This is a genomic window from Gemmatimonadaceae bacterium (assembly GCA_035533015.1).
Classification (GTDB): Bacteria; Gemmatimonadota; Gemmatimonadetes; order Gemmatimonadales; family Gemmatimonadaceae; genus JAGWRI01.
In genome coordinates this window covers 66,932-91,181 of record DATLUQ010000011.1, presented here as the reverse complement: position 1 = coordinate 91,181, position 24,250 = coordinate 66,932, and the positions used below count along the sequence as shown (strand labels likewise).

The following is a 24,250-nucleotide window of genomic DNA, read 5'->3' as shown; positions in this document are numbered from 1 at the left end:
TCGTTGGCGGGGGCAGGCGGGGTCGATAGCTTTCCCGCATGACCCCCAACGCACGGCGCGTCTCATGAGCCGGCGCATTCTCATCGTCGATGACGAGCAGGGCGTGCGCGCCGCGCTCGCGCAGCTGCTCGAGTTCGAGGGGTACGAGGTGCGGGGGGTGGGCAACGCCGGCGACGGGATCGCCGAGTACAAGCGGTGGCGGCCCCAACTCGTGTTCCTCGACGTGAAGATGGCGGGGATGGACGGGCTCGAAGCGCTGCGGCGTCTTCGCGAACTCGATCCGGCGGCAGTGGTCGTGATGATCAGCGGGCATGCCACGATCCAGACGGCGGTCGAGGCCACGCAGCTCGGCGCCTACGACATTCTCGAGAAGCCGCTCGATACCGACCGCATTCTCGTGACCCTGCGCAACGCGCTGTCGCACCTCGCGCTGCACGAGGAGAACACGCGGCTGCGCGAGACGATCGAGTCGCGGTACGAGATCGTCGGGCGGTCGGCTGCCGTGCGCGCCGTGATCGAGAAGATCGACCGGGTGGCCGGCACGCCGGCGCGGGTGCTGATCACCGGAGAGAATGGCACCGGCAAGGAACTGGTGGCCCGTGCCATCCACCGGCGGTCGGCGCGGGCGTCCGGGCCGTTCGTCGAGGTCAACTGCGCGGCCATCCCGGGGGAATTGATCGAGAGCGAACTGTTCGGGCACATGAAGGGGTCGTTCACCGGCGCCACGGCCGACCGGGCCGGCAAATTCGAGCAGGCCAACCGGGGCACGCTGTTTCTGGACGAGGTCGGCGACATGAGCCTCGCCGCCCAAGCGAAAGTGCTGCGCGTGCTCCAGGATGGCATGGTCACGCGGATCGGCGGCGCGAAGCCGATTTCGGTGGACGTGCGCATCCTGGCCGCCACGAACAAGCACCTGGAAGCGGAGATCGCAGAAGGGCGGTTCCGCGAGGACCTGTTCTATCGCCTGAACGTCGTGCCGCTGCACGTGCCGGCGCTGCGCGAGCGGCGGGAAGACATCCCGCTGCTCGTGGCGCACTTCGTCTCCGTGCTCACCGAGCGGGAGGGGGTGCTGCCTCGCGACGTCGACCCGGCCGGGATGGCCCTCTTGGCCGCCCGCGACTGGCCGGGCAATGTCCGCGAGTTGCGCAACACGATCGAGCGGCTGCTGATTCTCTCGGCGGGCCCTCGCGTGACGGCCGGCGACATCGAGCGGTTGGTGGGGACGGACGGGGGCGCGCCGACGGGGCCGGCGATGGGCTCCGTCATGGAGAGCCGGACCTACGAGGAATTCAAGCGCGCGTCGGAGCAGGTGTTCCTGCTCGCGAAGCTGCGGGCGTACGACTGGAACGTGTCGGAAACGGCGCGAGCACTCGAGATGCCGCGCTCCAACCTGTACAAGAAGATCGAGCGGTACGGGCTGAGCCGCGAAATCGCGGACTGACCCACCTCCGCACAAGGAGCCACTGTGGCCGAACGAGACTGGTCCAAGGAACTCGCCAAGATCGACAAGCAGCTGGGGTCGATGGCCGACGAACCGGAGCCGCCAAAGGGTGTGGCGCCGGGCAGAGCGAGTGATCTGCGCCAGGCGGCGCCCGACGCCGCCTCCCCGGCCGGGAGAGCGGCTGCCAAGCCGGGCAAGGCCACCGGGTCCTTCGGTGTTTTTGCCCGGCTCACGCTGTCGGTGGCGCTCGGGGTGGCGATGATCATGTGGCCTTATCAAGCTCGCTGCGGAGTCGGGCTCGCCGCGTATCTGGCCGCCGTCGTGGTCGTCGTGGTGAGTGGCGGATGGAGCGCCATCTGGACCTGGCGCCATCGTGCGGCTCGCGCCCACGTGCTCTCTCTGCTAATCCTCCTTTGGGGGTTGGTCCTCGGCTCCATGGAGGTACTGCCCCGCGTCGGCTACGCCAAGCCCGACGCCAATCACCCCGCGGGGTGGGTGTGCAAGTGATCGTGCCACGGCGGGCGCGAACCTCCTGACTTCGAGACCATGACGACAACGTTCAAGAACTTCATTGGTGGGGCGTGGGTGGAGCCGGCCGGCGGCGAATACTTCGAGAACCGGAACCCGGCCGACCATGCCGATGTGATCGGGCGATTTCCACGTTCCGACGCGCGGGACGTGCAGCACGCGGTGGACTCGGCCAGGCGCGGCTTCGAGCTCTGGAAGCGCACGCCGGCGCCGGCCCGCGGAGACGCGATGCGGCGCGCCGCCGACCTCCTGGTCCGGCGCAAAGATGAGATCGCCGACCTGATGACGCGGGAGATGGGCAAGCCGCTGGCCGAGACGAGGGGCGACGTGCAGGAGGGGATCGATACGGCCTACTACGCGGCCACGGAGGGACGGCGGCTGTTCGGGCATACCGTGCCCAGCGAACTGCGCAACAAGTGGGCGATGAGCTTCCGCCGGCCGATCGGCGTATGCGGGATCATCACGCCATTCAATTTTCCGTTGGCCATCCCGACCTGGAAGATCTTCCCGGCGCTGCTCTGCGGGAACTCGATCGTGTTCAAGCCGGCCGAGGACGTGCCGCACACCGGGCACGTGTTCATCGAGATCCTGCTCGAGGCCGGGGTGCCGCCCGAAGTGCTGCAGCTCGTGCACGGGATGGGCGAGCAGGCCGGCAAGGCGATCGTGGAACACCCTGACGTGCCGGTTGTGTCGTTCACCGGGTCCACGGAGACGGGCAAACTGGTGGGCGAGACGTGCGGGCGCATGCACAAGCGGCTGTCGCTCGAGATGGGCGGGAAGAATGCCCAGATCGTGCTCGACGATGCGGACCTGGAGCTGGCGCTCGACGGCGTGCTGTGGGGCGCGTTCGGCACCACGGGCCAGCGGTGCACGGCCACGAGCCGGCTCATCGTGCAGAGCGGCGTGCACGATCGCTTCCTGGGCCAGCTCCTGGACCGGGTGAAGAAGCTCAAGCTGGGCGATGGGCGTCAGGCGGGCACCGACGTGGGGCCGATGATCAACGAAGCCGCGATCCGAAAGACGGAGCATTATGTGGACGTGGGGCAGTCGGAAGGGGCCGATCTGCTGTGCGGCGGGCGCCGCGCCACGGGCCGTGGGCTGGAGAAGGGGTGGTACTTCGAGCCGACGATCTTTGCCCGCGTCCAGGCCGGGATGCGCATCGAGCAGGAGGAGATCTTCGGCCCGGTGCTCTCGGTGGTGCGGGTCAATACGGCCGACGAAGCGTTCGCGACCAACAACGACGTCAAGTACGGGCTCTCGTCGTCGCTCTACACGCGGGATGTGAACCTGGCCTTCCGCGCGTTGAACGAGCTGGACAACGGGATCACGTACGTGAACGCGCCGACGATCGGGGCCGAGGCCCATTTGCCGTTCGGTGGGGTAAAACAGACGGGGAACGGGCACCGGGAGGGCGGGTGGGAGGTATATGAGTTTTATTCGGAGACCAAGGTGGGCTACGTGGACTTCTCGGGGGCGCTGCAGCGGGCGCAGATCGACAATTACTGACCGCATCCGCGTGGGCCGGGGGTGCGGCGCGGTCCGCCGCCCCTGCTTGCATCCCGTCGGGGGCCGCGTTAATTCCTCCGTGACCCGGGTCGGCAATACGCCGGTGCCGACGTCGAGCGGTGCCGCGCCCACTCCCGGTCGTGGCGTATGCAGGTGCAGGACGAGAGGCTGAATGCACGAGATGGACACCGAATCCGCTGACACGCCAACGCCGCCGGTGCGGAGCGTGACGCCGGAGCAGCGGGTCGACGCGCTGCGCGAGGTGAACCGCGCGTCGCGCCCGCTCGCGTTTCTCTGGGAGTGGACCAAGATCTTCTGGATCTCGGTCGCGCTCTTCCTGGTGATCCGCACGTTCTTCGTCGAGGCGTTCAAGATCCCCACGGGGAGCATGGAGAACACCCTCCAGGTGGGCGACTTCCTGCTCGTCAACAAGCTGGCGTACGGCGCCGAGGTGCCCTTCACCCACGACCGGCTTCCCGCCCTCGAGCATCCCAAATTCGGCGACGTGATCGTGTTCGACTGGCCGGTGGATCCAACCAAGAACTTCGTGAAGCGGCTGGTGGGACTGCCGGGCGACACGCTGTCGATGCACGATGGCATCCTGGTGCGCAACGGGCACACGGTGAGCGAGAAGTACGTGCGGCGCGAGGACACCCCCGGCGATCCGTCGGGCGACGAATTCGCCTGGCAGCGTGACTACCTGGTGCGCAGCGCCGGGGCCGCCCAGAGCTACCACCCGTCGCGCAACGACTGGGGGCCCATCGTCGTACCGCCCAAACACCTCTTCGTGCTTGGCGACAATCGCGACAATTCTCTGGACAGCCGCTACTGGGGTTTCGTCCCCGACTCCCTTGTCACGGGGCGCCCCATCCTGATCTATTACAGTTACGCGCCGGACTCGAACCAGGCTCTGGCCTGGGTCACCCACGTCCGCTGGAAGCGGCTGGGCGAGTTCGTGCGCTGACATGCGGGTCCCACCTCCCATGCCCCAGCTCGGGTAGCGCACCCGAGCGCCGAGCACGTCGCCACCAGGAGTCGTTGGTCGTATGCCTTCGTCAGGCCCCAAGAAGACGTCGTTCGAGGAAGGATCGCTCGATCAGTACTTGCGCGACATCAGCGCCTACCCGCTGATCTCGCGCGAAGATGAGGTGGCGCTCGCCCGGCGCATCCGTAAGCAGGATCAGGAGGCCCTCGACAAGCTCGTGCGGTCGAACCTCCGCTTCGTCGTCTCGGTGGCCAAGAAGTACCAGAACCAGGGTGTCTCGCTCTCCGACCTGATCAACGAGGGCAACCTTGGCCTCATCCGCGCTGCGCACAAATTCGACGAGACCAAGGGCATCAAGTTCATCTCGTACGCCGTGTGGTGGATCCGCCAGGCGATCCTCCAGGCCCTGGCCGAGCAGTCGCGCATCGTCCGCGTGCCGCTCAACCGTGCCGGCACCCTGCACCGCATCGGCAAGCGGGCCAACGTGCTCCTCCAGGAGTTGGGGCGCGAAGCCACCCACGCCGAGATCGCCGACGGCATGGACATCACCGAGGAAGAAGTCGCCAAGACGATGTCCATCTCGCAGACGCACCTCTCGCTGGATGCCCCGCTCACCCCGGGGGAGGACAACAAGCTCCTCGACTACCTGGCCGACAACGTCAGCCCCACGCCCGACGAGCAGACCTTCGAGAAGGCGCTCACCGAGTCCATCGAAGAGGCGCTCTCGCATCTCAAGGAGCGCGAATCCAAGATCCTGCGGCTCTACTTCGGCCTGGGCGACCAGGCCGAACCGATGACGCTCGAGGAGATCGGCGCGCTGCTCGGCATCACGCGCGAGCGGGTGCGCCAGATCAAGGAGAAGGCGTTGAGTCGCCTGCGGCACGTGAGTCGGGCGCGGGCGCTCGAGTCGTATCTTGGGTAGGAGGGTAGGAGGGGCACCCCTCTCGCTCGGACACCCGTCGCTCGAACCGTTGCGTTCGCCCCGCGGGGTAGCGGTCGCCATCGAATCCGTGCATTCTGATCGGGCGCCGTTTCTCGCTCCTACTCTCCTTCGGTCTCTTCATGCCCGCCACTGCATCCTTCGACATCACCACCGGCGTCGACCTTCAGGAAGTGGACAACGCCATCAACCAGGCGCAGAAGGAGATCGGCCAGCGCTACGATTTCAAAGGCTCCAAGGCGACGATCGAATTCAAACGCGCCGAGAACCTGCTCGTGCTCGTGGCCGACAGCGACTTCCAGATGAAATCGCTGTTTGACGTCGTGCAGACGCGCCTGATCAAGCGCGGCGTCTCGGTCAAGAACCTCGACGTGGGCGAGGTCAAGCCCGCGGGCGGCGACACCGTGCGCCGCGAGGTCAAGCTCAAGACGTCGCTTGACGGCGACACCGCCAAGAAGATCGCGGCGGCGATCAAGGAGGCGAAGTTCAAGAAGGTCCAGGCGGCCATCCAGGGCGACCAGGTTCGCGTGAGTTCGCCCTCCAGGGACGATCTGCAGACGGTCATGGCCCTCCTGCGCGGGCAGGAATTCGGCGTGGAACTCCAGTTCGGGAATTATCGCTAGCGCCGGCCGCCGGTTGTGGTGACCGCTCCGTCCCGCCGTCCTACCGTCAGCCTGTGCCGCGCCCGGCCGGGGCGCTAGGTTTCGGCCCGTGAAGGTCTCTTTCGTCACCCTCGGCTGCGATAAGAACACGGTCGACTCCGAGCGCTACCTCGCGCAGCTCGCCGATCGCGGAGCGGAGTTCGCCGCCGATGCGTCCGATGCCGACGTGATCATCATCAACACGTGCGGATTCATCGACGCCGCCAAGAAGGAGTCCATCGACGCCATCGTCGATGCCGGGCGCCTGAAGACCGAGGGCCGCGCCCAGGCCGTGGTGGCCGTGGGCTGCATGGTGCAGCGCCACAAAGACGAACTGGCCGCGGAACTTCCCGAAGTCGACCTCTTTCTGGGATCGTCGGAGATGGACCGGCTGGTTCCCGAGCTGGCCGCGCGCGGTCTGATCGACGACGTGCCCGCACCCCATCCCGGGGTCCGGCTGTTCACCGGCCAGCTTCCCCATGTGCGGTACCTCAAGATCAGCGAGGGGTGCGACCACGGGTGCGCCTTCTGTGCCATCCCCCTCATGCGCGGCAGGCACCGCTCGTTCGCCCTCGACGACGTGGTGCGCGAGGCGCAGTTGCTCGAAGCCCAGGGCGCGCGCGAGGTGAACCTCGTGGCGCAGGACCTGGCTCACTACGGCCGCGACCGGCGCGACGGAATCACGCTGCCCGGACTGCTCGAAGCCGTCGTGCGCGAGACCTCGCTGCCCTGGATCCGCATGCTCTACCTCTACTCGGCGGGGCTCACCCCGGAACTGCTCGATCTGATGGCGCGCGAGCCCCGCATCCTGCCGTACCTCGACATGCCCATGCAGCACGCGTCCGACTCCGTGTTGGCGCGGATGCGCCGTCCCGAGCGGCAGGCCACGGTCCGTGCGCGCGTGGCCCGCATCCGCGAGGTCGTGCCCGACGTCGCCATCCGGACCACGTGCATCGTCGGCTTTCCCGGGGAGACCGATGCCGATTTCGCGCAGCTATTAGCATTTCTGGAAGATGTGCAGTTCGACCGCGTCGGGGTGTTCACCTACTCGTCCCAGGAAGGGACGCGCGCCGCGGAGTTGGACGACGACGTGCCCGAATCGCTCAAACAGGAACGGCTCGAACGGCTGAACGAACTCCAGCGCCTGGTCACCGCCGACCGGTATGAGGCCCGCGTGGGCCGCACCGTGCGCGCCATGGTCGACCGCGTGCAGGACGACGGCATGGTGCAGGCGCGGACGATCTGGCAGGCCGACGACATCGACGGCGTGACCTGGCTGGATGCCGACGCCGCCCTCCCGGGCACGCTGGTCGACGTGGTGATCGAGGACGTGGACGACTACGACTTCCGCGCCAGGGTCGCCGGCATCGTGGGGCCGTCGCCGACGCCCGCGCCCGCCAGGCGGCGCGCCCTGCCGCTGGCCGCCACGACGATCGGGAGCTTCGGGCGGTGAGCGGGCACTCGCGGTCGGCGGAACTCATGCGGCGGTCGCGCGAGATCTTTCCGGGGGGCGTGAACTCCCCGGTGCGTGCCTTTGGGGGCGTGGGCGGAACCCCCATCGTGGCGGAGCGGGGCGAGGGGTGCCGCCTGTTCGACGTGGACGGCAACGAGTACATCGACTTCGTGCTCTCGTGGGGCCCGCTCGTGCTCGGCCACGCGCCGCCGGCGGTGCTCGACGCCCTCGACGAGGCCATGCAACGCGGCACGAGCTTCGGCATGCCCACCGCACTCGAACTGCGGTTGGGTGAGCTGATCCGCGAGCGGATGCCGCACATGGAACGGCTGCGGTTCGTATCCAGTGGCACGGAAGCCACGATGAGCGCCGTGCGGGTGGCGCGAGCCCACACCGGCCGCGACGGAATTCTCAAGTTCGACGGCTGCTACCACGGCCACGGCGATTCCTTTCTCGTGAAGGCGGGGTCGGGGGTGGCCACCCTGGGCCTCCCCAACTCCCCCGGCGTGCCGGCCGCGCTGGCCGAGCTGACCTACGTGGCGCCCTACAACGACGTGCCGGCGGTGGAGCGGCTGGTAGCCGAACAGCGCGACCGGATCGCGGCCATCATCGTCGAGCCCGTGGTGGGCAACGCGGGGTTCATCCCGCCCGACCCCGCGTTCCTGCCGGCATTGCGTCGCGTGGCCGACGCGGCAGGCGCGGTGCTGATCTTCGACGAGGTCATGACCGGGTTCCGCATCGCCCCGGCGGGTGCGCCCGAACGGTTCGGCGTGCACCCCGATCTGACCACGCTGGGCAAGGTGATCGGGGGCGGGCTGCCCGTGGCGGCCTACGGCGGGCGGCCCGATCTGATGGACGCGGTGGCGCCGGCGGGGCCGGTGTACCAGGCGGGGACGCTGTCCGGGAACCCGCTCGCCATGGCCGCGGGATATGCTACAATTAGTATGCTCACGCGCGATCTCCACGACCGCATCGCGGCGCGCACGGCGACCCTGGTCCAGGGTTTTCGCGAAATCGCGGCGCGGCGCGGCGTGCCGTTCACGGCCGACCACGCCGGATCCATGTGGGGGTTCTTCTTCCGCGCCGAGCCGGTGCGCAACTTCGCCGACGCGCGCGGCTCCGATAGCGCGCTGTTCAAGCGCTTCTTCCACGAGGCGCTGGCCCGCGGGCTGTACTTCGCCCCGTCGCCGTTCGAGGCCGCGTTCATGTCGGCGGCGCATGGCGATCAGGACGTCGGCCTGGCGCTCGAACGGATCGACGCGGCGCTGGGAGCGGCGCGTGGCTAGGCGGGCCGTGGCGCTCGCGCTCGTCACGCTCGTCGGCTGTTCCACGATCCTCTACGGGCGCAACCCGAGTCCTGCCGACGACGCGCGGGTCGACGCGGGCCGGCTGGGCGCGGGGCTCCCACGCGTTGCGTCGCCGGTGGCCGATCCCGAACACATCATCCACGTCGCGCTGTTCACCGGCGCGTCGTCGGTGCGTGTGTCGGCCACCGGTCCCTGGCAGTGGTACGAAGGCGACGGCCGGACGTTCCTGGCCCGCGGCCAGGCCAACGAGCCGTGGCGCGTGGAGCACAACGGCGGAGACGTCCGCGCCGTGCGGAGCGACGGGATGCCCACCGCGTGGAAACCGCGGGCGCTGGTGGCGCGGGCGGACGACTCCACCGCCTACATGCTCGTGGACGGCAAGCGCTACCGCGGCGAGTTGCGGCTCGAGGGCAGCGACACCGGGCTCGTGGTGATCGAGACGGTCGGCGTGGAGGAGTACCTGCGCGGGGTCGTGCCCCTGGAACTCGGCGATCGCGCCCCCGGGGACTCCGCAGCCCTCCAGGCCCAGGCCGTCACCGCGCGTAGCTACGCCTACACCCACCTGGAAGAGCCCGCCAGCAGTGACTACGACCTCACCGCCGGCGTGCTCGACCAGGTGTACGGCGGCGTGGACGCCGAAACGGACGTGGGGAATGCCGCGGTGACGGCGACCGCCGGGATCGTGGTGATCTATGGCGGGCGGGTGGTCAACGCGCCGTACAGTTCCACGTGCGGAGGCGAGACCGCGGCGCCGTCGGAGGTGTGGCATTCCCCCGACGAACCCTATCTGCGGCCGGTGAGCGACCGGATTCCGGGGACCGACCGCTACTACTGCGACATCGCGCCACGGTTCAAGTGGACGCGGACCCTTTCGGCCTCCGATCTCAACGCGGCGGTGGCCCGCTATCTGTCGGCGTACGCCTCGGTGCCGGGGGGAGACCCGGGGCTGGTGCGCGACGTCTGGGTGATCAACCGCACGCCATCGGGGCGGGTCGGGCAGCTCCGGGTGCAGACCACGCTTGGATCGTACATCCTGCGCGGCAATGATATGCGGTACGTGCTGCGAAACGTTGGTGGCGAGATCCTCAACAGCACGTATTTTTCCGTCGCCACCGAGCGCACCACGAGCGGAGCGCTGGCCCGCCTCGTGCTCGACGGCCGCGGCTACGGCCACGGGGTCGGGATGTGCCAGTGGGGCGCGATCGGCCGGGCGAGGGCCGGACAGGATTTTCGCACCATCCTCCGCACGTACTATCCTGGCACGGCGCTCGGTGTGGTGCAGTAAGAACGCGGAACGACTGGAGACCTGACGGACATGACGGACACGGTGCGGATCGGGCTGGTGGGGACGGGCGCCATCGCGCAACTGGCGCATCTGCCGGTGCTGAGCAAGATGCGCGGGGTGCAGGTTGCCGTGATCTGCGACAACGACCGTGCCAAGGCGCAGGCCCTGGCGGAGCGGTTCGACATCTACGACGTGGTCACCGACATCGAGGACCTGCTCGAGATTAAGGAGTTGGGCGCGGTCATCGTGGCCACCCCCAACCATCTCCACGAGCCGCACGTGCTGAGCGCGCTGGCGGCGGGCAAGCACGTGCTGTGCGAGCGCCCACTGGCCCTCTCCTCGCGCGGCATCGAGCGGCTGATCGACGCGGCGTCGCACACGTCGTGCCGTCTGATGGTGGCCAACAACCACCGCTTCCGCGCCGACGTGCAGGCGCTGGACCGGTTTCTGCGGGCCGGTGAGTTGGGGCAGGTGAACGGCGTGCGCACCGGCGCCTACCACTTCAAGCGGCCCGACGCCGGCTGGCGGCGGCGCCGCGCCGAGTCGGGGGGCGGCGCCTTCTTCGACCATGGATTGCCGTTGCTCGATCTCGCGTTGTGGCTGGCCGATTTTCCCGAGCCCCGGCGCGTGACCGCGCACATGAACCGGTCGGGGCTGCCGGGCGCCGTCGAGGACGCCATGCTCGTGCACCTCGAATGCCAGAACAACGTCGTGTTCAGCTTCGACGTGTCGGGGGCCTATGTGGGCGAGGAGGAACGCTGGTGGTTCGAGGTCCTGGCGGATCGCGGCAGCGCGCGGCTGGCGCCGCTGCGCGTGGTGAAGGAGCTCAACGGCCGTCCGTTCGATGTCTCGCCGGCGGGCGCCGCCAGCCGGGAGAGCGCGTTCATCCAGTCGTACCGCGCCGAACTCGCACATTTTCTGGCCGTGGTGCGCGGAACGGCGGCGTACGAGCCGCCCACGGATCAGGTCACGCTTCACCGGGTCGTCGAAGCGATCTATCGTTCGGCGGACGAGGGCCACGAGATCCGCCTGTGACGGTGAGCCTGTTCCGGCCCTCGCGCGCCGAGCTCGCTGCGACCGTGGCGTCGGCGGTCCTGTTCTTCTACGCCTTCCCGCCGTTCAGACTGGTGGGACCGGCGTTCGTATGCCTGGTGCCGTTTGCCGTCGCCGTGGCGCGGGCGGCCGACCGCGGCGACGGCGTGCGCACCGGCGTGCGGCTCGGCATGTGGTTCGGGATCTTCGCCTACGGGGCGAGCATCTATTGGATTGCCACGGCGCTGCTGATCTTCACCAAGCTCGCGATCCTCGGCTATATCGGAGCCCTGTTCGTGCTCACGGTGGTGGTCGCGGCCACCGGTGGGGCGCTGTTCGCGGCGCGGCGCATCACGCGATGGCCGATGGCCGCGCTGGTCCCGTTCGTGTGGGTGGCGTCGGAGATGGCGATGAACCATCTGTCGGCCCTTGCCTTTCCCTGGCTTCCGTTGGGACTGGCCGTCACGCATACGCCGGTGCTCGCCCAGATCGCCGACATCAGCGGCGTGCACGGGGTGAGCTTCTGGATCGCGCTCACCAACGGGTTCGTGGCCGACATGTGGCTGGCGCGCGGCCAGCGCCGTGCCAACGCGATGCGCGGCGTCGCCATCGCCGTCATGGTGTGCGCGGTGGCGGCTTACGGTACGTGGCGCATGCGCACCACGGCCCTCCGCCCGCTGGGCCGCGTGGGCATCGTGCAGCCCAACGTGCCGGAAGACGAGAAGTGGCAGGCGGCCAATCTGGGCTCGATCATCGACCTCATGTCCAGGGGAACGCGCGACGTGCTCGCCCAGGACCACCCGCAGCTGGTCGTGTGGCCCGAGGTGTCGCTTCCCGACTTCATGTTCCGGCACCCGGAGTGGTCCGACTCGATCCGTGCCCTCACCACCGCGTCCGATACGCCGCTCCTCACCGGCATGCTCGATCTCGTATGGCACACGCGAACGGACTACGACTATTATAACGCCGCGCTGCTCGTGGACGGCGACGGCCGGCAGACGCAGCCGGTGTACCACAAGCGGCGGCTGGTGCCGATCGTCGAGCGGGTGCCGTTCTTCAATCCCCGGTGGTTCAACTGGGCCGGGAAGTACTTCGGGGGGTTCGGCATCGGCGACGGGCCGGTGATCTACCACGTCCCGTTCGGAACGTTCGGCGTGCTCATCTGCTACGAGTCGATCTTCCCGGGAGAATCGCGCCAGTACCGCAACGACGGTGCCGACTTCCTGGTCAACATCACCAACGACGCCTGGTTCGGACACACCCTGGCGCCGTACCAGCACTACTCGCACCTCGTGCTGCGCGCCATCGAGAATCGCACCGCCATCGTCCGCGCCGCGAACACCGGTATCTCCGGCTGGATCGACCCGCTGGGCCGCATCCGGGCGGCGACGCCGATCTTCGTACCCGAAGCGGAAACCTACGCCCTGGAGACCAGCGACGCGCGCACGCCCTACGACGCGCTGGGCGACTTCGTGGGCCTGCTCTCGGTGGCGGTGACGCTGGCCCTCGTGGGGCGCGACTGGTGGAGCCGGCGCGCCCAGCGGAGCCGCGCGGCATGACCGCATCCGTCGGCATCGACGTCGGCGGGACGTTCACCGATCTCGTATCGATCGACGCCGACGGCGCGGTGGAGGCACGCAAGGTGCTCAGTACACCCGCCGACCAGAGCGAGGGGGTGGAGTCGTCGCTCCGCTCGCTCGACCGCCGCGATCTCTCGCGGGTGGTCCACGGGACGACGGTGGCCACCAACATGCTGCTCGAACGCGCCGGCGCGCGCGTCGTCCTCTGCGCCACGGCGGGGTTCACCGATCTTCTCGAACTGCGCCGCCAGGTGCGCGCGTCGCTCTACGACCTCACGCGGCACCATCCCGAGCCGCTGGTCGACCCCGCGCACGTGGTGGCGGTGGACGAGCGGATCGCCCCCGAAGGCGTGATCCGACCCCTGCTCGCACCGGCCGTCACCGAGGCGGTGGACCGTGTGCAGGCGCTCGAGCCCGACATCGTGGCCGTGGCGCTGCTCCATGCGTATCGCGATCCGTCGCACGAGCGGGCGCTGGCCGCCGCGATCCGCGAGCGGATGCCCCACACGGACGTCGTATGCTCCTCCGACGTCTTTCCCGAGATTCGCGAGTACGAGCGCACCACCACCACGGTCGCCGAAGCGTATCTGCGGCCGGGGGTCGCCCGCTACGTCCGCCGCCTCGCCGACCGGCTGCGCGCGATGTCGCTGCCCGCCCTCGGCGTCATGACGTCGAGCGGCGGAATGCGCACGGCGCGGGACGCGTGGTCGAGCGCGGCCCAACTCGCCCTCTCCGGGCCGGCCGGCGGCGTGGTGGGCGCAGCTGCCGTCCTCCGCGCGGCCGGGTTGTCGCGGGCGCTGACCATCGACATCGGCGGGACCAGCGCCGACGTGGGCCTCATCCTGGACGGCGAGCCGCTGGTCGAGCCGGGCGGCGCGGTGGCAGGAGTGCCGATCGCGCTGCCGCGGGTGCTCGTCGAGACGGTGTCGGCGGGCGGTGGGAGCATCGCCTGGATCGACGACGGAGGCGCGCTGCGGGTTGGGCCGCGGAGCGCGGGCTCCGTGCCGGGTCCGATCGCGTTTGGCCGCGGCGGCACGCAGCCCACGGTCACCGACGCGCACGTGATGCTCGACAACATTCGCGCCGAGCGGATGAGCGGCGGCGTGCGGCTGGACGTGAATGGCGCGCGGGCTGGCGTCGAGGCGCTTGCCCGGCAACTTGGTCGCAGCGCCGAGGACACGGCGCGGGCGATCGTCGCCACAGCCGACGCGACCATGGCCCGCGCCCTGCGCCGCGTGAGTGTCGAACGCGGGGTCGACCCGCGTCAATGCGCGCTCGTCGCGTTCGGCGGCGGGGGACCGCTCCACGCCTGCGGGCTGGCGGACATCGTGGGAGCGGCCAGGGTGCTGGTGCCGCCGCACGCTGGGGTGCTGAGCGCGTTGGGCCTGGCCATGACCGCCGAGCGGCGCGAGGGGATGGCCAACGTCATGCAGCGCGCCGGCGAGACCACGGTCGAGGCGCTCGCGGCGGCGATGCGGGATGCCGAGGCGCGGTGCGAGGGAGCGCCTGGATGGACCCGACGCTGGTTTCTGCGCGCGCGCTTCGTGGGACAGGGGCACGAACTGGATGTGACCGCGGCGCCGGGGGACGCGCCGGCGGCCATTCGCGACCGATTCTCCGACCTGCACCGCGCCCGCGTGGGCTTCGATCTGCCGGTGGACGTGGAGATCGTGAGCGCGCGCTGCGTGGTGAGCGATGCGCCGCGGGCCGTGCGGCTGGAGCGCGGCGCGGAGAATGGCTGGGACGACGCCTTGCGCACCGACAGCGGCGGGCGGTGCGAGGTGACGCTCGCCGGTCCCTGTTCGGTGATCCTGCCGGATGCCACGATGCTCGTGTCGCCGGGGTGGACCGCGACGTCGCTCGCCATGGGCGGCTGGATGTTGGAGCGCGCGCGATGAGCGAATTCGACGTCCTCGAATTGAGCGTGATGGCCAACGCCTTCGCGATGATCGCCGAGGAGATGGGCGCCGTACTCGTGCGCAGTGCGCTGTCGCCGAACATACGGGAGCGGCGCGATGCGTCGGCGGCGCTGTTCGACGCGCGCGGTCGCATGGTGGCGCAGGCGGCGCACATCCCCGTGCACCTGGGCGCCATGCCCGAATCGGTGCGCGCCGTGATGGCGTGCGCTCCGCAACCGGGCGACGTGTTCATTCTGAACGATCCCTATCGCGGCGGGTCGCACCTGCCCGACCTCACCCTGGTCGAGGCCATCGCGCAGGACGGTGCGACCGTGGGGTTCGCCGCCGTGCGCGCCCACCATGCCGACGTGGGTGGTATGAGCCCGGGCAGCATGCCGCAGGGCGCCACCGAGTTGGTGCAGGAGGGCCTGATCATTCCGCCGGTGCGGTTGGTGGCCCGCGGCGTGCTCGATGAGATGATCCTCGACTTCATCCTCGCCAACGTGCGTACGCCGTCGGAGCGTCGGGGAGATCTGCGGGCGCAGTTGGCGGCGTGTGCCGCCGGGGCATCCGGTTGGCGGGTGCTGCTCGCGCGGGAGGGCCCGGCGCGCGTAGCGGCGGCCGTGGATGCCGTGCTGGACTACACCGAGCGGCGCGCGCGCGCCCGGATCGCAGCGCTGGGCGCGCTCGACAGTTCTGCGCGCGACGCGCTCGAGGGCGACGGGATCAGCGACGACCCGGTGCCGGTGGTCGTGCGCGTCCGGACCGTGGGCGATACGCTGCAGCTCGATTTCACGGGGAGTTCGCCCGTGGTGCGGGGCAACGTGAACTGTCCCATCGCCGTGACGCGGGCGGCGGCCGTGTTCGTGTTACGCACGCTGCTCGACGACGACGTCCCCACCAACGAGGGAATCGCGCGGGCCATCGAATTGCGCGTGCCCGACGACTGCGCGTTGAACGCGCAGTGGCCCGCAGCGGTGGCGGGGGGCAACGTGGAGATGTCGCAGCGGATCACGGACACGCTGATGCTCGCGCTGGCGAACGCCGGAGTGCCGGTGGCGGCCCAGGGCCAGGGAACGATGAACAACATCACCTTCGGCGGGGCGGGCTGGACGTTCTACGAAACGTTGGGGGGCGGGCAGGGGGCGAGCGCGCGCGCCGACGGGCCGGACGCCGTACACGTGGGGATGAGCAATACGCTCAACACGCCGGTCGAGGCATTAGAAAATATATATCCCCTGCGGATCGAGGAATACGCCGTGCGGCGGGGCTCCGGGGGCGTGGGCCTCCATCGGGGCGGCCACGGGGTGGTGCGGCGCTACCGGGCGCTGGAGCGGTGCACGGTCACGCTGATCACCGAGCGTCGCAAGACGGCGCCGCGCGGCGCGGCGGGCGGGGGCGACGGGCGGCACGGGTGGAACGCGCTCAACGGCGAGACGATTCCGGCCAAATGCCGGATCGAACTCGAGCCCGGGGATCTGGTGACGATCGAAACCCCGGGGGGTGGGGGGTACGGGCGGAAGTAGCGGCGCGCTAGTCGCCGCCCAACTGCAGGCTGAGAGGCGTGGGCTGATCGCTTCCAGCCTCCAGCAAGCGCGCCGGGACGCACCGGCTGTTGTGCTCAGGTGTTCGCGTCTTCCGTTTCCGTAAGTGCCTGGCGCAGTCGCCGGGCTACGAGCGCCCGTCGGAACTGGGTGTTGCGCTGCATCAACCAGTTGAGGGCGCCGCCGCCAAGTCCGATCGCAAGTTGGCTGCAGATGAGCGCGAAACCCGACCAGGAGATCAACGAGTGTACCCCGCGCTCGAGAACGTGACCGATCATGATTGGCACCGAAATGAGCGCGGTGAATTGCAGCACGTGCTTTCGGCGAATGGGCCGGCGCGCGTCGGCCCACCACTCCAACTCCTTCGGTGTCGGTTCGTTTTCGAGCGGCTGCAACGTGGAGTCCACCGTCAACCGAAGTTTCATCGCCCGGCGCTCCGCTTGAGTGCATCGTGCGCCCGACGAACGTCCGGAGCGATGAACATATCGTCGGCGATCCCCGCGATTTTCTCCGCCATCTCCCACTCGTCAGCCAGTGCCTGGAGCTCCCCGTCAAGAGCCCGGCGCTCGGTGTCTTCGTGCAGCGCCATCTCGAGTGCCAGCGAGACGTCTGGCGGATACCAGAACACGCTCGTCGCTCCGGCTGGACGCGTGGCACGGGCAACGCGATCGACGAACTGATCAGGTGAGCGACTCCGTTCCAGGAGCGAGACCGCGTCCCTGATGCCAGCCGGCCGCGCGCCCTGGAAATTCCGTATGGTGAGCAGGCCGCGCAGGGCCCGTCGGGCCTCGGCGCCGTTCGCGATCCCGGCCTGTTCGCCATCGTTCCAACGCAGCGCCCATCCGCCCTCGTCCGCGGCCTCGAGCCCGGCATACAGGGGCTTCGTGGCGGTAAGCGTCCGCACCCGGCCGTCGGGCATCACGACGCGGGCGCGGCCGCTCCTGCGGATCACGGTGACGCCACCAACGGTCAGTATTGCCATGCTGCCGAACGCCACCGCGGAGCTGACCAATTGCGCCGTGGACAGGATGTTGAGCCCGAGCAGCGTCCCGATGCCGCCCAGCAACGGCAGCCCCCGCGTCTTCCAGCGCTTGCCGAACTCCCGCGCATACCGCCACGCCGCCATCTCGGGACGTTGCGGCGCGCCGATACGCACCAGTTCCAACCCCTCGCGGGTCTTCGCCAGCCCGATATTGTCGGTCGATGTCCGCCGTCGCGTGTCCCGGAACTCGCGCTCGCACTGCTCGATCGCCTCCCACCGTTCCTCGATCGGGCTCAGGTTCCACCGGCGGCACTTGGGGCACACGACCCACAGCCGTCCCTTCGCGCCGTCGAACGCCAGACGGCGTCCCACGGGGAAGGCCTCGATCACTTCGTTGGTGCCGAGGTGGGCGTTGCAGTGCAGGCAGGTGGAATACACGGCGGAGGATGAGGCAGTCGGCAGCCAATACCTGACTACTGATAGACCCCGGCGTGAATCGCCGCAAGACCTGCAGGCGCACCGCCGGTGGTGCGCGGCGGCGCTCGTTCAGACTTCCGGCTTCTCCACCCTGCGAAACACCCCGGCCGCGATGAACGTCTGCAGCAGCTCGCCGTCCAGCATCCCCTCGCTGGCCTCCCGGCCGAGGATATCCAGTGCCCGCTCGTGCGTCACCGCTCGCTTGTACGGGCGGTCGGTGGCCGTCAGCGCGTCGAAGATGTCCGCGATCGTCATCATCCGCGTCTGCACCGGGATCGCGTCGGCCTTGATCCGCCGCGGATAGCCCCGCCCGTCGAGCTTCTCGTGGTGTCCGTAGGCGATGGCCGGGATTCCTGCCAGCTCCCGCGTCCACGGGATCTGCCCCAGGAAGCGGTACGTATGCGTGACGTGCGATTCGATCTCGCGGCGCTCGCGCTCGTCCAGATTGCCTTTGCGGATCAACAGGAACTGCAATTCGTCGTCGTGCAGAAGCGGCCGCTCGGCGCCGTCGAAATCCCGGTAGGTGCGCCGATTGATCTCGTACAGCTCCTCGAAAGCCCCCTCGGACACGATGGTCGGTTCGTTGGCCGAGACAATGGCGTCCATGAATCGCTCGAGCTCGGCGCGTGTGGCCCGCCGCGCCGCGTCGAGCCGCCCCACCGCGTGGTCGTACATCGCCGTGCCGTTCTCCAGCAGGTAGTCGGCCCGCTCGCGCTCGAACTGGAGCTCGGCCCGCTGCAGCAAGAAGGCGAAGCGGTGACGGATGACGCCGAGGTCCGCCCCGTACAGCTTCTTCTGCTTCACCAGGACCTGCTCGCGCACGCCGACCTTGCCGAAATCGTGCAGCAACCCGGCGTACCGGATCTCGCGAATCTGCTCGGGGCTGAACCGCAGGGCCTTGTACCGGCCCTCGCCGCCGCGATCCACCGCCTCGGCCAGCCCCACGGTGAGCGTGGCCACACGCCCCGAATGGCCCGACGTGGTCGGGTCGCGCGACTCGATGGCCGTGACCGCCGCGGTGACGAACCCCTCGAACAGCTTCTCGATGTCCTCGTAGAGCAGGCTGTTCTCGATGGCCACGCCGGCCTGTGCCGCGAGCGCCGTGACCAGTTCCAGGTCGTGCGCCTGGTACGGCAGCACCTCGCACTCGCCCACCTCGGGCTGCGTGAGCGTGGCGTCGAACCGCCGCTTGCGGTTGATGAGTTGCAGCACCCCGATCACTTCTTCGCGGTGCGTCTTCATCGGCAGCACGAGCATGGATCTGGTGCGGTACCCGAACTTCTCGTCGAAACTGCGGTTCTGCTTATACGGCGCGTCTTCTGGCAGGCGATACACGTCTTCGATGGCCATCACCGTGCCGGTCGCGGCGGAGTAGCCGGCCAGGCTCGTGTGATCGATGGGGACCGTGAACTCACGCAACGGGATGTCGGGCACCGAATGATTCTGCGACAGCATGAAGCGCAGGGTCGTGCTCGGCGTGCCGTCGGCGCGCCGTTCCACGAGGTAGAGCGACGCGGCGTCGCTCCACGTGATGCGTCGCGCGTGGCTGAGGATCATCTCGAGCAACGTGGTGAGGTTGCGCTCGGTGCTGAGCGCGACGCCTACCCGCGTAAGGTCGGTGAGTTCGCGCCGACTCCGCTCCTCGCGATAGCGCGCGCCGTTGACCGCGACGATCGACGCGGCATGCCGGAACGCTCCGCGCAGCTGTGCGGCGACCATCGCCGACGGCGCGTCGGCGGGAATGAAGCTCGTCGCCAGATCCGTCGGGAAATCGGCGCCCGGCCCGGGCTCGCCCACGGCCACCAGGACCGCGCGGGCGCCGATCGCGGAAAGCCCGCCGTCCGCGCAGGCGCTCGTGGCGGCCAACGCGCGATCGAGCAGCACGACGGTGGGGCGGGTGGGGTCGAGGGTCGCGGCCGCGGGAAGGGTCCGCACGCGGCGTACCTCGACCGCGCGGTCGGCAACGAGCGAGGCGGCGCCGAGGCAGGGCACCTCGGACACGATCAACAGCGGCTTCATGCGGGCCCTTCGCGTGGGAAAACCCGGAGTCGTCGGCGGGCCGCCTCGTCGTGGGCCGCCGGTGGCTCGAGGGTACCATCTACTCCATCAATTGCCGGACTTGATGACTCTTGCCAGATGCTGCTCGGCGGGCGGGTAGTGGGGGAACTTGTCCAGTACCTGGTGGAACAACTCCGCTGCCCGTGCCCGATCGCCCGTGTCCTCGGCGTCCAGCCCTTTGGCGAACAGCATCGCCGTCCGCAGATCCATCTTGGCGGGCTTGGCGCCGCCATCGCGCGTGCCGGTGCCATGATCCAGGGCCGGCAGTTTCATGTCGTTCGACACCTTCGCCGACAGCTGCGCGATCATGCCCAGCACGTCGTCGGTCTTGGCCTGCACGCGCTGCGGGTTCGCTACGGCCGTGGTCTGCACGTTGATCGAGCGCGCCGTGAGCACCATGTCGCCGCGCCCGTCGCTCATGAACCCACCCGTGATCATGTACTGGGCGCCGAGCAGCTTGCCGAGTCGCACCGCGGTTCCGGGATCGACCTGCCCGCTGCGCACCAGGTCCTGCTCCCGGAGCACCTCCCGAATGTGTGCGCGGTCCACGACGACGACGTTCGGATTCTTCGCGAGTTCCGTGATCAGCATCTCGGCGATGGCCGTGCCGATGCCGTTGTAGTCGGACGCGTCCTTCCCGATCGAGTTGTTGTCGAAACCCAATATCGCCACCACCGGCCGGTTGGCCTCCTGGGCCACGGCCGTCGCCGGCGGGAATGCCGCACCAGCCAGAACCAGCGCCCATGCCGTGCGAGCGAAACGCTTCATGATCTCCTCCCGAGACACGCACATCCGAACTCGCCTACACCATCAGCGTCATTCCCTCGGCAGCCGCGACGACATCCAGTCGCGCCCCCCGTTCTTCCACCATCGCCCGACACTCGGCGACCCGCTGGTCCACCTCGTCGTCGGTGCGCTCCGGCCGGTGATGGAAGAGCACGAGCTGCTCCACCCCCGCCTCGAGGGCCAACAGAACGGCGTCGCCGTTCGTCGAGTGTCCCCAGCCGCGGTACTGCTCGTACTCGCCCGCGGTGTAGGTCGTGTCGTGCACCAACACCCTGGCGCCGCGCGCGAACGCCACCAGGCCGTCGCGCCAGCCGTCGAGGGCGTCGTAATCGCCTCCCACTCCCAACTCATTGTCCGAGATGTACACCAGGGCATGCGCGCCCGGGCGCGATTCCAGAAAGCGATACCCGAGGGCCCCGCCGGGATGCCTGACGGGATATGCCGAAACTTCGTATCCGTGCCGCCTCCGCGTCTCCTGCGCGATCTCCGAGAATTCGATCTGCGCTTCCATCTCCTCGAACGTCACGGGGAACACCACGGGCGACATCTGATCCCGGACCACCCGGTCGATGCTCGTCTCCAGCGTCTTGGCTCCCCAGATCGTGAAATGGTTTCCTCTCTGGAACAACGGTGCGAAGAATGGGATGCCCTGAATGTGATCCCAGTGCGCGTGCGTGAGAAAAATGTCGCCGATGATCGGCGCCCCGTTGGCCCGCGCGATGAGCGACCGCCCCAGTTCGCGCAGTCCCGTGCCGGCATCGAGAATGATCAGCCATCCGTCGGACGTGCGTACTTCCACGGAGGGCGTGTTGCCCCCGTAACGCACCGTCTGTAAACCAGGGCTCGGAATCGATCCTCGCGTGCCCCAGAACTGAAGTCGCAGGCTCATATCCGCTGGTCTCGGTGCGTCAGGACAAGAATTGGCTGCGCGCGCCGGTTGCGGCTAGGCGGGTCGTCACTGCCGCATGGTGACGGCGGTCACATGCGCACGCGAGCGCGGCGCTCGAGGGCGGCCCGGTCGACCACGGTGATGCGCCGCCGCTCCACGGCAACCCAGCCGGAATCCTGGAATTCCTTCATGGCGCGCGACACGGTCTCGCGGCTCGCGCCGATCATCTGCGCGATGGTCTGGTGCGTGAGCGACTTCTCGATCACGGCGCTGCCGCTCTCCTCGGCGAGATCGAGCAGGAGGCGGGCAATCCGACCCGGCACATCGAGCAGCACGAGCCCGCCGATCTTGTCGTCGGCCCGCCGCAGCCGCCGCGACAGTTCGGTGAGGAGCGACCAGGCCACGGTGGGGCTGGATTCCACGCGGGCCCGGAAGTCGTCGCGCCGGAGCACGAGCAGTTTGGAATCCTCCATGGCGATCACGTGGGCGGAGCGGGGGCGGTCGTCGATCAGCGCCAGCTCGCCGAAGTGCTCGCCCACGCCGAGCACGCCGAGGATCACCTCCCGGCCGTCCTCGCCGATGAGCACCACCTTCACCCGCCCCGTGCGGACCACGAAAAGCGAGTCCCCCGGGTCGTCCTCGAACAGGATCACGCTGCCCCGTGGATAGGCCTTCTCGCGGGTCAACTCGCCAAACCGCTCGAGTTCTTGGCGGTTCAGGCCGCTCAGCAGCGGCACCGTGGCGAGGAAGTCGGCTGTCGTCTGGTTCATACGAGACCGGGCCGGCTGCGGACAGGGGATGGGAGGGCAGACCTGGCCGCCCCCGGCGGATGGCCGCGAAGTTATGCCGCTCACGGAGCGAAGTCAATTCGGCAACCCGTGGTACTGGCTCAGTTTATGACGTTACAAATGGGCTGAATAGTGCCCTCTTTGTTCCAGTCGTTTGCGCGCGCATTCTGCCGCGTCAATCCCCCTCATACCTTTGTCCTGGTGATTAACGGCTATTGGGATGAGAGCGGTCAGCACACGGACCCGAGCACGTCCCACGTCGGTGCGGGCGGCCTGTCGGCCGATGCCGACGCTTGGCATGAGTTCGCTCTCAACTGGGAGTGCATTCTGGAGGAGTATGGGCTGTCGCAGGTCGGATTCCACGCCTCCCCCTGCTACGCGGGATCTGAGGAGTACGATCCGCTCGGCGGTGAGCGCTGGAGGCCGTACCGGCGCGTCTCGCTCATTGAGGAACTCGCAGAGGTCATGCGATGGACGTGCCCACAAATCACTGCCGCTGTCATTTCCCTTGAAACGTGGAACTCCCTGCCGGAGTCATTTCGCATCGCGGTCGGGGGCAACCCCTATTTTCTCTGGCTTCAAGACTCTGTCCAGGCCGCGAGCTTGCATCTAGAGATCACTGGTGACGACGACCCAATTCTCGTTCTTGACGAGCAACTGGAGTCAAAGGCAGAAGCGTTGCGCCCGTGGGATGCCATGCGCGATGTGTCCGGTTGGGTCGGGGCGCACCGGCTGGGCGTCGATGACCGCCCCACAACGTGGGGCACCGACGAGTATAGGTGCCAACCCAAACGACTGCACGTCGTCCTAGAAGATCGTCCTCTGGCCGGGAACGATATCAATCGTCACCGTCGCAGGCCGCGGCTGGCTGCCGGTGGTGCCTGAACCTGGGCTCGCCGTGTAGTGCGTCATCTTCGACTGGTCTTTCGTGACTCGCTTGACCAGCTGGGCGACGGCGTCGTGCAGGGCTTTGCCGATCAGTGATTGGTCGAACGAGTTGCCGCCGGTCGCAAGGTCTCCCAGGCTGGTGCTGACATTGGCGCCCAGCCCCTTTTCGGAGGCGTTGCCCGTGACGCGAATGCTTTCAATCTGCCGTCCGGAGGTCACGTCATACAGGTCACCTTGGAGCGTCACCGCACCGCTTACAATGTGCGCCGAGCCACCCAGCGTGATACCGTGAAACGTGGGGCCATTGACGCTCTGATTGGATCCCTTGGACGAAGCTTCGAGTACCGTGCCCACCATCACCACGTCCACCCCGTCCGCGCGGCCCATGGCCACTGCTTGGGGTGCATCCACTGCCGTAGCTTTCACGCCGGAGTCCAGCGCGATGACGCGCCCCTGCAGTCGAGTCGAGTGGGCGATTTCGGCCTGCACGGCCCGCGAAAGCGCAGCGCCAAGGTCCGTCCCGCCGGAGCCCGTGTTGTCCACAAAGGGCAACACGCCGATCTTGAATACCGTGTCGGCTTGCTGTGCACGGGCCTTGCCGGCCAGGGTAATAAGACCAAGGACGCCGGCCATCAAACCTGCGCGCTTGAAGCTCATGATGTGTTTCCGCACGATGGTCTCCTTCCTCTGGCCTGAGCGGCGGCCGTTCGAGGGTAGCTGAGTATGGCGCTCTTTCGGGCGCGGCGGTCGTTGCGAGCTGACATTCATGCGGCAGCCCGCACATAAGCGCACAAATGCAAACGGGGGACACGTCCACACTGGGCGCTACTGCGTATCGGCGCACTGGCCGCAGCGAGGCTCCCGGTGAGGCTCGCTCCCATGCCCGGCTTAGACTGTTCTGCGTGACGACCCGCGGCGACCCGCGCCGCCATCCCGCCCCCCATTCGGGGGTAGCCCATGCGCAGGACGAGCCTGGTGCTCTTGGCAATCTAGGTCCGCGCATCGGCAATGAGCGCATCGCTTTCGGCGTGCCCGGTGTACATCGCCGCCGATACACCACCGACGGATTCATCGCCAACGTGCTGGCACGAGTAACCCTTGGTCGTGGCGAGATTCTCCTTGAGCGAGCATGTTCTGCGCAGTCATCGAGCTTCGCTTCCATACCCAGCCGGGATCACGAGCAGGGTGAACGCGGCGATCAGGAATGGCGCGATGGGAAGACGGCGTGACGTGGGGTTCCTC

The 24,250-nt window shown here is 68.4% G+C and carries 21 protein-coding genes; 14 read left to right on the top strand and 7 right to left on the bottom strand.

Annotation, left to right across the window (positions count from 1 at the left end; translation table 11 throughout):
• Positions 1 to 64 precede the first annotated feature (64 nt).
• The 13 genes from VNF92_01775 (at position 65) to VNF92_01715 (ending at position 16,122) form a co-directional block, all read left to right on the top strand.
• Positions 65 to 1,441 carry a sigma-54 dependent transcriptional regulator gene (locus VNF92_01775; protein ID HVA56590.1) on the top strand — a complete coding sequence of 459 codons (1,377 nt, stop codon included), beginning with the start codon at positions 65 to 67 and terminating at the stop codon, positions 1,439 to 1,441.
• Positions 1,442 to 1,465: 24 nt separating this feature from the next.
• Entirely contained in the window at positions 1,466 to 1,948 is a 483-nt protein-coding gene (locus tag VNF92_01770; GenBank protein ID HVA56589.1) for a hypothetical protein, read from the top strand.
• 39 nt (positions 1,949 to 1,987) lie between these two features.
• A complete protein-coding gene (locus tag VNF92_01765; GenBank protein HVA56588.1) occupies positions 1,988 to 3,475 on the top strand; it encodes an aldehyde dehydrogenase family protein in 1,488 nt (495 codons plus the stop codon).
• 172 nt (positions 3,476 to 3,647) lie between these two features.
• Positions 3,648 to 4,439, top strand: a complete 792-nt coding sequence (gene lepB / locus VNF92_01760) for a signal peptidase I (protein ID HVA56587.1) — start codon at positions 3,648 to 3,650, stop codon at positions 4,437 to 4,439.
• Between the two features lie 82 nt (positions 4,440 to 4,521).
• Positions 4,522 to 5,382, top strand: coding sequence for an RNA polymerase sigma factor RpoD/SigA (locus tag VNF92_01755; protein ID HVA56586.1), 861 nt, complete (start codon positions 4,522 to 4,524; stop codon positions 5,380 to 5,382).
• 140 nt (positions 5,383 to 5,522) lie between these two features.
• Complete coding sequence (locus VNF92_01750; protein ID HVA56585.1) at positions 5,523 to 6,023, top strand: YajQ family cyclic di-GMP-binding protein; 501 nt, start codon at positions 5,523 to 5,525, stop codon at positions 6,021 to 6,023.
• 88 nt (positions 6,024 to 6,111) lie between these two features.
• Entirely contained in the window at positions 6,112 to 7,494 is a 1,383-nt protein-coding gene (gene rimO / locus VNF92_01745) for a 30S ribosomal protein S12 methylthiotransferase RimO (protein HVA56584.1), read from the top strand.
• Positions 7,491 to 8,780, top strand: coding sequence for a glutamate-1-semialdehyde 2,1-aminomutase (hemL, locus tag VNF92_01740; protein HVA56583.1), 1,290 nt, complete (start codon positions 7,491 to 7,493; stop codon positions 8,778 to 8,780). The genes rimO and hemL overlap by 4 nt, the downstream gene beginning before the upstream one ends.
• Positions 8,773 to 10,086: a SpoIID/LytB domain-containing protein gene (locus VNF92_01735; protein HVA56582.1), complete on the top strand. Its 1,314-nt coding sequence runs from the start codon at positions 8,773 to 8,775 to the stop codon at positions 10,084 to 10,086. Before hemL ends, VNF92_01735 begins: the two co-directional genes overlap by 8 nt.
• A gap of 30 nt (positions 10,087 to 10,116) precedes the next feature.
• Positions 10,117 to 11,121: a Gfo/Idh/MocA family oxidoreductase gene (locus tag VNF92_01730; GenBank protein ID HVA56581.1), complete on the top strand. Its 1,005-nt coding sequence runs from the start codon at positions 10,117 to 10,119 to the stop codon at positions 11,119 to 11,121.
• Positions 11,122 to 11,123: 2 nt separating this feature from the next.
• Positions 11,124 to 12,677, top strand: a complete 1,554-nt coding sequence (gene lnt / locus VNF92_01725; protein HVA56580.1) for an apolipoprotein N-acyltransferase — start codon at positions 11,124 to 11,126, stop codon at positions 12,675 to 12,677.
• Complete coding sequence (locus VNF92_01720) at positions 12,674 to 14,596, top strand: hydantoinase/oxoprolinase family protein (GenBank protein ID HVA56579.1); 1,923 nt, start codon at positions 12,674 to 12,676, stop codon at positions 14,594 to 14,596. The genes lnt and VNF92_01720 overlap by 4 nt, the downstream gene beginning before the upstream one ends.
• Entirely contained in the window at positions 14,593 to 16,122 is a 1,530-nt protein-coding gene (locus tag VNF92_01715; GenBank protein HVA56578.1) for a hydantoinase B/oxoprolinase family protein, read from the top strand. The genes VNF92_01720 and VNF92_01715 overlap by 4 nt, the downstream gene beginning before the upstream one ends.
• 95 nt (positions 16,123 to 16,217) lie before the next feature.
• Here the strand turns inward: VNF92_01715 and VNF92_01710 are convergent, their stop codons facing one another.
• The 6 genes from VNF92_01710 to VNF92_01685 form a co-directional block, all read right to left on the bottom strand.
• On the bottom strand, positions 16,218 to 16,565 hold the full coding sequence (locus VNF92_01710; protein HVA56577.1) for a hypothetical protein: 348 nt from the start codon (positions 16,563 to 16,565) through the stop codon (positions 16,218 to 16,220).
• Positions 16,562 to 17,560 (bottom strand): hypothetical protein, encoded by a 999-nt coding sequence (locus VNF92_01705; GenBank protein HVA56576.1) that lies wholly within the window; start codon positions 17,558 to 17,560, stop codon positions 16,562 to 16,564. The genes VNF92_01710 and VNF92_01705 overlap by 4 nt, the downstream gene beginning before the upstream one ends.
• Positions 17,561 to 17,668: 108 nt before the next feature.
• Entirely contained in the window at positions 17,669 to 19,618 is a 1,950-nt protein-coding gene (locus VNF92_01700; GenBank protein HVA56575.1) for an HD domain-containing phosphohydrolase, read from the bottom strand.
• 87 nt (positions 19,619 to 19,705) lie between these two features.
• Positions 19,706 to 20,425 (bottom strand): CsgG/HfaB family protein, encoded by a 720-nt coding sequence (locus tag VNF92_01695; protein ID HVA56574.1) that lies wholly within the window; start codon positions 20,423 to 20,425, stop codon positions 19,706 to 19,708.
• A 34-nt stretch (positions 20,426 to 20,459) separates the two neighbouring features.
• Complete coding sequence (locus tag VNF92_01690; protein HVA56573.1) at positions 20,460 to 21,332, bottom strand: MBL fold metallo-hydrolase; 873 nt, start codon at positions 21,330 to 21,332, stop codon at positions 20,460 to 20,462.
• An 89-nt stretch (positions 21,333 to 21,421) separates the two neighbouring features.
• A complete protein-coding gene (locus tag VNF92_01685; protein ID HVA56572.1) occupies positions 21,422 to 22,102 on the bottom strand; it encodes a Crp/Fnr family transcriptional regulator in 681 nt (226 codons plus the stop codon).
• Positions 22,103 to 22,252: 150 nt separating this feature from the next.
• On the opposite strand from VNF92_01685, the gene VNF92_01680 reads away from it, so the two are divergent.
• Positions 22,253 to 23,005, top strand: coding sequence for a hypothetical protein (locus VNF92_01680; GenBank protein HVA56571.1), 753 nt, complete (start codon positions 22,253 to 22,255; stop codon positions 23,003 to 23,005).
• Here the strand turns inward: VNF92_01680 and VNF92_01675 are convergent.
• The gene (locus VNF92_01675; protein ID HVA56570.1) at positions 22,928 to 23,665 is read right to left on the bottom strand and encodes a hypothetical protein; all 738 of its coding nucleotides are present in this window, start codon (positions 23,663 to 23,665) and stop codon (positions 22,928 to 22,930) included. The two genes, VNF92_01680 and VNF92_01675, sit on opposite strands and share 78 nt — an antisense overlap.
• Between the last annotated feature and the right edge of the window lie 585 nt (positions 23,666 to 24,250).